At 66.9% G+C, this 9,292-nt stretch carries 8 protein-coding genes and 1 pseudogene; 3 read left to right on the top strand and 6 right to left on the bottom strand.

Going from position 1 to position 9,292, the window contains the following annotated elements; genetic code table 11:
- Window positions 1-180 (bottom strand): annotated as a pseudogene (locus AC1RQF_RS11470) (ISL3 family transposase); the annotation flags it as partial.
- Window positions 181-433: 253 nt separating this feature from the next.
- Complete coding sequence (locus AC1RQF_RS11465) at window positions 434-1,342, bottom strand: DMT family transporter (RefSeq protein WP_492872076.1); 909 nt, start codon at window positions 1,340-1,342, stop codon at window positions 434-436.
- Between the two features lie 111 nt (window positions 1,343-1,453).
- On the opposite strand from AC1RQF_RS11465, the gene AC1RQF_RS11460 reads away from it, so the two are divergent.
- Window positions 1,454-1,936, top strand: a complete 483-nt coding sequence (locus AC1RQF_RS11460) for an Lrp/AsnC family transcriptional regulator (protein WP_273999419.1) — start codon at window positions 1,454-1,456, stop codon at window positions 1,934-1,936.
- Between the two features lie 114 nt (window positions 1,937-2,050).
- Here the strand turns inward: AC1RQF_RS11460 and AC1RQF_RS11455 are convergent, their stop codons facing one another.
- The gene (locus tag AC1RQF_RS11455; protein ID WP_492872075.1) at window positions 2,051-2,947 is read right to left on the bottom strand and encodes an alpha/beta fold hydrolase; all 897 of its coding nucleotides are present in this window, start codon (window positions 2,945-2,947) and stop codon (window positions 2,051-2,053) included.
- A gap of 245 nt (window positions 2,948-3,192) precedes the next feature.
- Here AC1RQF_RS11455 and AC1RQF_RS11450 point away from each other — a divergent pair, with 245 nt between their 5' ends.
- The gene (locus AC1RQF_RS11450) at window positions 3,193-4,152 is read left to right on the top strand and encodes an NAD(P)H-dependent flavin oxidoreductase (RefSeq protein ID WP_273999422.1); all 960 of its coding nucleotides are present in this window, start codon (window positions 3,193-3,195) and stop codon (window positions 4,150-4,152) included.
- 91 nt (window positions 4,153-4,243) lie between these two features.
- On the opposite strand, the gene AC1RQF_RS11445 is transcribed toward AC1RQF_RS11450, so the two are convergent.
- From AC1RQF_RS11445 to AC1RQF_RS11435, 3 genes are all read right to left on the bottom strand, one after another.
- Window positions 4,244-5,206 carry a LysR family transcriptional regulator gene (locus tag AC1RQF_RS11445; RefSeq protein ID WP_273999424.1) on the bottom strand — a complete coding sequence of 321 codons (963 nt, stop codon included), beginning with the start codon at window positions 5,204-5,206 and terminating at the stop codon, window positions 4,244-4,246.
- Between the two features lie 138 nt (window positions 5,207-5,344).
- Window positions 5,345-6,421: a porin gene (locus AC1RQF_RS11440; RefSeq protein WP_273999426.1), complete on the bottom strand. Its 1,077-nt coding sequence runs from the start codon at window positions 6,419-6,421 to the stop codon at window positions 5,345-5,347.
- Between the two features lie 401 nt (window positions 6,422-6,822).
- The gene (locus tag AC1RQF_RS11435) at window positions 6,823-7,251 is read right to left on the bottom strand and encodes a hypothetical protein (RefSeq protein ID WP_273999427.1); all 429 of its coding nucleotides are present in this window, start codon (window positions 7,249-7,251) and stop codon (window positions 6,823-6,825) included.
- Window positions 7,252-7,628: 377 nt separating this feature from the next.
- Here AC1RQF_RS11435 and AC1RQF_RS11430 point away from each other — a divergent pair, with 377 nt between their 5' ends.
- Entirely contained in the window at window positions 7,629-8,663 is a 1,035-nt protein-coding gene (locus AC1RQF_RS11430) for a bile acid:sodium symporter family protein (RefSeq protein ID WP_273999429.1), read from the top strand.
- Window positions 8,664-9,292 lie beyond the last annotated feature (629 nt).

The following is a 9,292-nucleotide window of genomic DNA, read 5'->3' as shown; positions in this document are numbered from 1 at the left end:
CCGAACGGTCGTCTCGTGAATCTGCTGGCACCGTTTGCCGCATTGCTCGCAGACCATCACTTTGCTGACCGGCTTGAGATACAGCGACAGGGTTCGGCTTGCCTCCGACGGCCATTCCACTCGCTCAACCCGGTAGCCCGTCCAGCATCCCAATGCCTGTAGTGCTTTGCGATCCAGCAATTTGGCCTCCAACGCCCGTTTCCACTGGCGTCAGATTACCAACTGCACCCAAAGCTTCCACGGTTTCCCGCGATGAACCAAAAAAAAACCGTTCTGCCAATGCGGCGAACGGCGCTCAGAAACGGAATTTTGTCGACGTGATCAACGTCACTGCGCATCATACGAGCCACCCGTCGGGCATCGCATCGGGAGTTTCCCTACGGATTCCCGGCGCGCGACCTGTGCTGCGCGCCGCGCCTTGCGCGCCGTGCGCTCACCGTCCCGGCTTCGCGATCGCGCGCCGCGCCGGCACGATCCGCCAGCCGAGATTCACGCCCGCCGCGGCCACCAGAATCAGCACCGCGCCCAGCACCTGACTCCACGCGAGCGTCTGCCCGAACGCGATCCGGTCGACGACGATCGCGACCACCGGATAGATGAACGACAGCGCCCCCGTCATCGCGGTCGGCAGCTTCTGGATCGCGCCGTACAGCAGCACATACATCGCGCCGGTGTTGACGACGCCGAGCACGACGAGATCGAGCCACTGCGCGGGCGTCGCGGGCAGCGCGTCGTAGTGGACGAACGGCGCGAGCAGCACGACGCCGAGCCCGACCTGGAGCAGCGCGATCAGATGCGGCGGCACGCCCCTGAGGCGCTTCGTGATGATCGACGACACCGCGTACAGGAACGCCGCGCCGAGCGCGAGCGCGACGCCCTCGACATATTCGCCCGGCACGGCGAGCACCGCGGGCTCGACCCGCACGACGCACACGAGGCCGACGAAGGCGAGCAGCAGCCAGCCGACGATCGACGCGGTGAGCCGTTCGCGGAACACCAGCGCGCCCAGCGCGACGAGCATGAAGGGCTGGGTGTGATAAACGGCGGTCGCCATCGAGATCGACGCGCGCGAATACGCGCCGAACAACAGCACCCAGTTCGCGACGATCGCGACGCCGCCGAGCAGCGCGAGGCCGAGCGTGCGCCGCGACAGCAGGCCGCGACGCAGCAGGCCGAGCGCCGCGCACACGCCGAGCAGCGTCGCGCCGCCGAACACGCAGCGGAAGAACACGACGTTCATCAGATGCTGCTGCGACGACACGACGAACCAGCCGATCGTCCCCGACATCAGCATCGCGAGGGTCATCTCGGTGGCGCCGCGGCGGATTTCAGGGGTTGCCATGGAAAACATCCGTTGGGTTCAGGTATGGTTTGATTTTAGAAACCCGAGCCGCGGCAATCCATCGCTTATGCAAGACGAAATTGCCTGTTTTCCTTTTAAAAGAAGGTCGAGATGCCGAAACGCCTAACCCCGCCCGTACCGGTCGATGGCCTCGACGCGACCGACCGCGCGTTGCTGCATCTGCTGGCCGAGGATGCGCGCATGACGACGAGCGAGCTGGCGCGCCGGATCGGGCTGTCGGCGCCGAGCACGGCGGACCGGCTGCGCCGGCTGGAGGCGCAACACGTGATCGGGCGTTACACGGTGGAGATCGATCCGCGCGCGCTCGGCTACACGCTGCAGGCGATCGTGCGCGTGAAGCCGCTGCCGGGGCAGCTGCATCTGGTCGAGGCGCTGCTGCGGCAGATCCCCGAGTTCGTCGAATGCGACAAGGTGACGGGCGACGACTGCTTCATCTGCCGGGTCTACCTGCGCTCGATCGAGCATCTGGACGGGATTCTGGCGAAGGTGACCGAGCGCGCGGAGACGAGCACGGCGATCGTGAAGTCGACGCCGGTGGCGCGGCGGCTGCCGCCGCTCGAACATCGGGCGTGATCCTGCAGCCGGCGGGCACGCGCAGGCGGCGGCCTGCCGCGCTTCCGGCCCGGGCGCAGGCCGGATCACCCCATGAGCCCGCTGGGCAAGCGCCGTCGCGCCGGCCCGCGCCGCTCACGCGCCCACGTCGCGCGCCTCGAAAAAGCCCAGCATCTCCTCGATCAACGCGACCGGCGCTTCCTCCGGGATGTAGTGCCCGCAATCGAGCGCGCGCCCGCTGACATCGCGCGCCACGCACCGCCACTCCTCGAGCGGCTCGAAGCATCGCGCGACCACACCCTGCGCGCCCCACAGCACGCGCAGCGGGCACCCGATCTTGTTGCCGCGTTCGAGATCCTCGCGGTCGTGTTCGAGGTCGATCGTCGCCGACGCGCGATAGTCCTCGCACATCGCGTGCACCGCGCCCGGCTGCCGCAGCGCATCGCGGTACGCGGCCAGCGCCTCCGGCGCGAACGGCGCGAGCCCCGCCGCGCGATGGCCCATCAGCTGCTCGACATAGGCGTCGGTGCGCCCGTCGATCAGCGTCTCGGGCAGCGGCGCCGGCTGGATCAGGAAAAACCAGTGGAAATACGCGGTCGCGAACGCGCGATCGGTGCCTTCGTACATCGCGAGCGTCGGCGCGATATCGAGCAGCAGCATGCGCTCGACCTGCTCCGGATGATCGAGCGCCATCCGGTGCGCGACCCGCGCGCCGCGATCGTGCGCGGCCACGTGAAAACGCTTGAAACCGAAATGACGCATCACCTCGACCTGATCGGCCGCCATCGCGCGCTTCGAATACGGCGTGTGCCGCGCATCGCTCTCCGGTCTCGACGAAGCGCCATAGCCGCGCAGGTCGGTCGCGATCACGGTGAAGTGGCGAGCCAGCGTCGCGGCCACGCGATGCCAGATCATGTGCGTCTGCGGGTGCCCATGCAGCAGCAGCAGCGGCGGCCCCGCGCCTCCCTTGACGCCGAAAATCTCGACGCCCTGCGCATCGACCCTGAACGGCGCGAACTCCTCAAACGACATGGTCTTGTTCTCTGGAATTGTTGTTGCTGCCTATTGTAGGAGGGCAAATCGCACCCCATCGGCCGTTTTCCCGGACAATCCGTAGAAGCAGAACACTCCCTCGACACCGCCGCCGCGCGCCTCGCCCTACAATCGCACGATCGTTCGTATTAATATGCAGCCAACCCGCTGCGTAGCCCTGTTGCGAATCGCATCGCGTGGCTCAATCCGCCGCCTGGGCGCGGCAACGATCACGGAGACTCACCATGGCTTTGCCCGCCGTCCTGCAAAATCTCGCGCTGCCTGTCATCGCGTCGCCGATGTTCATCGTCAGTTACCCCGAGCTGGTGCTCGCGCAGTGCAAGGCGGGCATCGTCGGCTCGTTTCCGGCGCTGAACGCGCGCCCCGCCGAACTGCTCGACGAATGGCTCACGCAGATCCAGTCGCAGCTCGCCGAACACAAGGCTCGCCATCCGGACGCCGTGATCGGGCCGCTCGCGGTCAACCAGATCGTCCACCAGTCGAACGTGCGGCTCGAACACGACATCCGCGTCTGCGTCGAGCACAAGGTGCCGATCTTCATCACGAGCCTGCGCGCGCCCGCGCGCGAGATCGTCGACGCGGTGCACAGCTACGGCGGCATCGTGCTGCACGACGTGATCAACCTGCGGCACGCGCAGAAGGCGCTCGAAGCCGGCGTCGACGGGCTGATCCTGGTCGCGGCGGGCGCCGGCGGCCACGCGGGCACGACCTCGCCGTTCGCGCTCGTCGGCGAGGTGCGCAAGATGTTCGACGGCCCGATCGTGCTGTCGGGCTCGATCGCGAACGGCGGCTCGATCCTCGCCGCGCAGGCGATGGGCGCCGATCTCGCGTACATGGGCACGCGCTTCATCGCGACCCGGGAAGCGCATGCGGTCGACGACTACAAGCACGCGATCCTGAACGCCAGCTCGTCCGACATCATCTACACGAACCTGTTCACCGGCGTGCACGGCAACTACATTCGCCAGAGCATCGTGAACGCGGGCCTCAACCCGGACGATCTGCCCGAAGCCGACAAGTCGAAGATGAATTTCGGCTCCGACAAGGCGAAGGCGTGGAAGGACATCTGGGGTGCAGGCCAGGGCGTCGGGCTGATGGACGACGTGCCGTCGGTCGGCGAACTCGTCACGCGCCTCGCGCGCGAATACCAGGACGCGAAGGCGCGCCTCGGCATCCGCGGCTGACGCCGCGACATCACGGCATGAAATGTAAAAAGGCGCGGCCATGAGGCCGCGCCTTTTTACGTGAAACCCGCGACGCGCGCCGTTCAGCCGTTCAGCCGATCCGCTTCATGCGCGGCAGCGCGAGCACCTTGAGCCGCTCTTCGATCGACGGGCACAGCGACTGCCCGGCGAAGCGGTCGGCGAGGAAATCGACGAACGAACGCACCTTCGCCGAGACATGGCGGCGGCTCGCATACACCGCGTAGATCGGCAGCTCGCGCGGCGGCATCACGTCGAGCAGGAGCGGCACGAGACGGCCCGCCTCGATGTCTTCGCCGACCACCTCGGTCCCGAGCAGCGCGATGCCCGCGCCGCCCAGCACCGCGACCCGCAGCCCTTCGAGATGGTTGACGATCAGGTTGCCCGCGAGCGACACGCGCGATGCGGCCGCGACGTCCGTCGCCATCGCATCGAGCGTGGTGGCGTTCGGATCGCGCCGCAGATAGTTGTGGTGTTCGAGATCGGCCAGGGTGGTCGGGGTGCCGTGCTGCTTCAGGTAATCGGGCGACGCCACCAACAGGATGTGCGCGGTGGCGATCTGGCGCGCGACGAGCGACGACGACTTCATGCCGGCGGGCGCGGCGCGCACCGCCACGTCGTAGCCTTCGTCGATCAGTTCGACCACGCGATCGGACAGCGTGATCTCCACGGTCACGTCGCTATAGCGTGCCGCGTAATCGGTCACGGCATCCATCACGTGACGCAGGCCGAATGCCGAGAGCGAGGTCACGCGCAAACGCCCCTGCGGCACCACGCTCGCCGCGCCGACGGCCTGCCCGGCTTCGTCGAGTTCGGTGAGCGCCTGTACGAGCCGTTCGTAGTATTCGCGTCCGGCTTCGGTCGGCGCGACGCGACGGGTCGTGCGATGCAGCAGCCGCGCGCCGAGCTGTTGCTCGAGGTGCATCACGTGCTTGCTCGCCATCGCCGCCGACATCTGCATGCGTTCCGCCGCACCGACGAAGCTGCCCACTTCGACGACGAAGCGAAATACATTCATGCTGACGAGGGTATCCATCGAAAATGCTCGCAATCGGTGGGAATGAGGCTATCGCGAGCAACTGTAACAAAGGCTGAGAAACGAAATCGTCAAGAAAAGCAAAACGGCGTCACTTGTGTGACGCCGCGAACATGACGGACTACGGGGCCCGATTGCTTAGAACTTCGCACGAATCCCGGCGCCGAACGTATTGCCGCTCGACATGCCGGACAAACGGTCGTTCATGTAGGCCGTGTAGACGTCGGTGCGCTTCGACAGCGGATAGTCGTAGCCGAGCGCCCAGGTCTGGCGCGTCTGGTCGAGGCCGCCCGCGTCGCGCGAGTACGCGTAGGACGCCATCACGCTGCCCGCGCCGAGCGGCACCGTGACCCCGCCCTGCGCGGTGTTCACATGCCAGCTGCCCGAGATCTGGTCGTTCTTCGTATACATGTACTGGCCGAACAACTTCACGAACTTGAGGTCGTAGCTGACCCCGAGCTGCGCCACGCCCTGACTCTTCATGCCGGCGACGAGCGGCCCGAGGTCGCCCGGGTTGTTGTTGAAGTTCACATACTGGTAGACGGCCGTCGCGGCGAACGGGCCGTTGAAGTAGAGGAACTGGCCGCTCCATTTCTTCGATGCATTGCTGCCCGCCTGATTGCCGAGCGCGTACATCACGCTGCCGCTCAAGCCGTGATAGTTCGGCGTGGTATACGACACCGCGTTGTTCCAGCCCGAATCGCCGACGACGCCCTGGTCGGTCGTATAGGTCGGGAACGTGCCGAGGCCGAGGAACACGTGGTAGACCATCGGCGAGAACACATACGAGTCGATGAACGGATTGAACAGGATCGTCGACACGAACAGATGCGTCGTCAGCCGGCCCGCGGTGACGGTGCCGTACGGCGTCTCGAGGCCGACGTAGGAATTGCGCGCGAAGAAGGTGTCGCCGTTGAAGCGGCCGTAGTTGCCGTTCTGCGGCCGGAAGAAATCCTCGAGCGTGAAGATCGCCTTGTAGCCGCCGCCGAGATCCTCGGTGCCGCGCACGCCCCAGTATGAGGTCGACATCCCGCCGCCCTGCACGCCCCACGCGCGCTCGCCGCCCGGGAATTTCTGCGCGCCGACCCAGGCGTCGACCTGCCCGTACAGTTGGATGCTCGATTGCGCATGCGCGCCGGTCGCGCCGGCGGCGAGCGTCGCCGCGGCGGCGAACGCGAAAGAGGTATGCAGCGCCCGGCTGGCAAGTGACTTCATTGGATCTCCACGTGTTTGTCGAAAAAAGACGGCGCAAGCGCGTTGTTGTTGGTACGGGCGGAGGCCTGCGTCGATTGGGGCGCTGCCATCTTTACGGACCATTTTTCCGGTCAAAAAAGAGGGCGCTTATTGCGGGTATAGCGTCCGCATTAACTTCCCCGCGTTTTGGCGGGATTCAGCAGACGAAAGCGGGGGCAAACCACCTGACGAAATGCTTTCGCGCACCGCGCGAGCGCGCGCGCGGCGGCAGACGAATCCTGCGTCGAGCCCGACGCATGCGCGCCCGTCGCGGCTGCGCGGCGCGAAAGATACCTAAGCCGGAAGGGGTGCGGGAGATTTGCGGAGGGACTGTGGCGAATTTGCATCATCGGGCGGCGCGCCGCGCCGCCCGATGATGCGGGTCAGTTGCGGTAGAACGACGAGAAGAACGGCGGACGCCCGGCGTCTTCCTGCGTGCGCGGCGGCGGCATCGGCCGGCCGCCGCGTTCTTCGTTGTAGCGGGTGACGTCGGCTCGGATCGAGCCGGCGCGCATCGGCACCGTGCCGTCGGGCGGATGCGGCACGCCGCGCGCCTCGGCGCTGATCGGGCGATAGGGGCTGCCTTGCGCGGCGTAACGGCCATACGACGGCGTCGGACGCAGGCCCCAGCGCTGCTGGCCATAAGCGTTCGCACCGGGCCGCGCCTCGCCGCCATGCGCCGCCCCGTAGCCACCGCCTAAACCACGTCCGGCGCCATGCGGCGGCTGCGCGCACGCGAGCGACACCAGCAGCACGCCCAATGCGCCCGCCGCCCATCGCCCGATCATCCGTCCTGCACGTGCCGTCATCATCCTGATTACCCGCCGATTTCCCGCGTCTGTGCGCTCGACGCGCGGCACGGGAGCCTTTCAGCAGTAATTTATGAGGGCCTCGCAAACGTGTCGAGCCGAAAAATGTTAGTCCGCCGGCACCGGTGTAACACCGTGTTACTGCTGGTTTTTTCAGGTTTTGCCGCCGCCTCGGACGGGCCTGCCAAGGCGCCGCATTTGACATTCCGACCGTAAGCCTCTGTATTTTTTAAGCGACATCCGGCGAATCGCGCCCCAGAAATAACCATTTACCGAACTCATCAATCGATGCATGGAATGAATTTGTCTATTTAATAGGCGACCCGGAGAATGGCGCATCCGGGACGCGCAAGCGTCCCCGCTCTTATCCGGATTCCGTCATGGCCCGTCCCCGTTTCGTCCCCGACAACTTCACCCTCGCGCTCGTCGGCACCGTGGTGCTCGCGAGCCTGCTGCCGTGCCACGGCCCGGCCGCCCACGCCTTCAACTGGGCGACCAACATCGCGGTCGGCCTGCTGTTCTTCCTGCACGGCGCGAAGCTGTCGCGCGAAGCGATCATCGCCGGCGCGACCCATTGGCGGCTGCACGCGGTCGTGCTGCTCAGCACCTTCGCGCTGTTCCCGCTGCTCGGCCTCGCGCTCAAGCCGCTGCTGTCGCCGCTCGTCACGCCGGCGCTCTATGCGGGCGTGCTGTTCCTGTGCACGCTGCCTTCCACGGTCCAGTCGTCGATCGCCTTCACCTCGATCGCGAAGGGCAACGTGCCGGCCGCGGTCTGCTCGGCGTCCGCGTCGAGCCTGCTCGGCATCTTCCTCACGCCCGCGCTGGTCGGCCTCATGATCACCTCGCAGGCGGGCGGCGGCGCATCGCCGTGGAGCACCATCGGCAGCATCGTGATGCAACTGCTCGTGCCGTTCGTCGCCGGCCAGTTGCTGCGCCCCGTGATCGGCGCATGGATCGAGCGCAACCGCGGCGTGCTGCGCTTCGTCGATCAGGGCTCGATCCTGCTCGTCGTCTACGTGGCATTCAGCGAGGCCGTGAACCAGGGGCTCTGGCACCAGATCCCGCCCAGCGCGCTGCTCGGGCTCATCGTCGTCAACGTCGTGCTGCTCGCGATCGCGCTGCTGCTCACCATGTTCGTCAGCAAGCGGCTCGGCTTCAATCGCGCGGACCAGATCACGATCATCTTCTGCGGCTCGAAGAAGAGCCTCGCCGCCGGCGTGCCGATGGCGAAGGTGATCTTCGCGGCGCACGCGGTCGGCGCGGTGGTGCTGCCGCTGATGCTGTTCCACCAGATCCAGCTGATGACCTGCGCGGCGCTCGCGCAACGCTGGGGCGCCCGCGACCTCGGCGCGGATGAAGGCGAAGCGACGCACGGCGGCAGCGGCGGCAACGCGCTGCGCACCCGCGATCGGTGAGGCGCCGGCCGCGCGCGGCGCGGTGAGCCGCGCGGCCGGGTCGGGATGAGCGGCAGCGGCTCGTCCTGCCCGGGATCGTCCGGCCGTCCCGCACCCTGCCATCGCTTCTGCGAACCGCACGTGCCGGGCCGGCCGCCATCCATTCATCCCCTCGCCGTCCATCGCATTCCTGACGCACACGAGCCCGGAATGACGAGGCGCGTTCATCGAGCATGAACGACTCCCGTGCGACGGGTTCGTCCTCGCGCATCACGACGCCCGCGCCCCAGCCGCTTGCCGGCGATCGATCACGCGCGGCGCGCGGCGGGCGAAACGCACGACGTGCATGCTTCGCGTCCGTTCGGGGAGTGCGGCGGGCCGCCTCGCACGAGCGCATCGACGGTCCTTGGTTGATCGTCCCGCCGGGCCGGCGCGCGACATTTCCTCGATGGGCAATCGAAAGGCTTCACACGCATGCTCCGCCCCATCCGATGAATGTGAGACGGGCCGTCCCGCTCAAGCGCATCGACGCTCCTGATTGATCGCCCCGCCGGGCCGGCGCGCGACATGCCATCGATAAAGCACAGCGCCTCCCGCCTCGGCATCCGCCGAATCCGACGGCTCGCGCGCGTCCCGATCCGCGCAAGGCG

Source organism: Burkholderia sp. GW821-FHT14F03 (assembly GCF_058803765.1).
The sequence above is the reverse complement of the archived record's forward strand: the minus strand, read 5'-3'. Positions and strand labels throughout refer to the sequence as shown.